This window comes from Amycolatopsis sp. H20-H5, assembly GCF_035828755.1.
GTDB lineage: Bacteria > Actinomycetota > Actinomycetes > Mycobacteriales > Pseudonocardiaceae > Amycolatopsis.
The window spans coordinates 1-1,120 of sequence record NZ_JAYMZS010000284.1; the positions used below are offsets into that span (position 1 = coordinate 1).

The following is a 1,120-nucleotide window of genomic DNA, read 5'->3' on the forward strand; positions in this document are numbered from 1 at the left end:
CATATCTACACGGAGGGTGCCCCGCGGGTGGCGTTCCCAACCCTGTCACGGGCAGCAGCAACGCCGATCAGTGGATCAGCGACGGCCGCGGCCGAGTGCCTCGCGCTTGACGAACCCCACGACCGCGCGGCGACGAGTTCGGTCTTGGTAGCGTAGGTATGCCGGTAGTAATGCTCGTGTTTGAACGATGACCAGAACGATTCCGCAGGGCTGTTGTCCCAGCAGACTCCGGTTTCACCCATTGACCGTTTCAACTTGTGTGCGGCACAGGCTTTCTTCGTCAATCCCGCGGTGAACTCGCCACCACGATCGGAATGCAGCACGGTGCCGGCGACGCTGCGACCGCGGCACGCCACCGCCGCGTCGATGGCCTGGCAGACCATATCGGCACCGATATGGTCGGCGACAACATGTCCGAGCACGCGGCGGGAATGCCCGTCTCGGATCGCGCACAAGTACATATCGCCCTCGCCGCAGGTAAGGTAGGTGATGTCGGTCAGCCAGACCGCGTCGACCTGGCCCTGATCGAAGCGGCGCCGCACCCGGTCCGGCCGGAACGACGCCGTCGGATCGGTGACGGTGGTGCGGACTTTGAAAGTGCGCGGACTGATGCCCTCGATGCCGATCTCGGCCATGATCGCCGCGACGGTCTTCTCCGTCACCGCCTCACCGCGTTCTCGCAGCTCACTGGTGATCCTCGGGGACCCGTACGTGCCATCGGAGTCGGCGTGCGCGTCGAGGGATCTTCACCGCCAGATCAGCGCGACGCTGCAGCCGAGGGGTCAGTTCCGCTGCCGTTTGGCGTCTTCTCCATTCGTAGTAGCCCGAGGTGGATACCTCCAGCAACCGGGCCGTGCGGGTGATGCTGAACTGCTCCACTGCGGCGGCGGTGGCAATGACGTCGGGCGTGGGGGCGTACTTCGACATCAGTTCGAACCGGTTCGGTTGTTCTGCATCGCGGCAAAGTACGCCGAGGCTTTTTTCAGGAACGCAATATCCTTGTCCTGATCGGCAACTCGTCGCCGCAACGCCTGCAGTTCGGCCCGCTCCGACGCTGATAGCGGCTCGTCTCCGAGTGCTTCTGCCGCCCCGGCCCGGCGGCGTTCGTCTTTGACCCAGA

General features: G+C 64.5%; 1 protein-coding gene and 1 pseudogene. Both read right to left on the reverse strand.

What is annotated here, in order from left to right:
• Positions 1–5: 5 nt before the first annotated feature.
• A pseudogene (locus QMK34_RS47495) lies at positions 6–722 on the reverse strand (IS3 family transposase); the annotation flags it as partial.
• Positions 723–926: 204 nt separating this feature from the next.
• A partial coding sequence (locus QMK34_RS47500; RefSeq protein WP_326421632.1) for a hypothetical protein occupies positions 927–1,120 on the reverse strand: 194 nt, incomplete at its 5' end.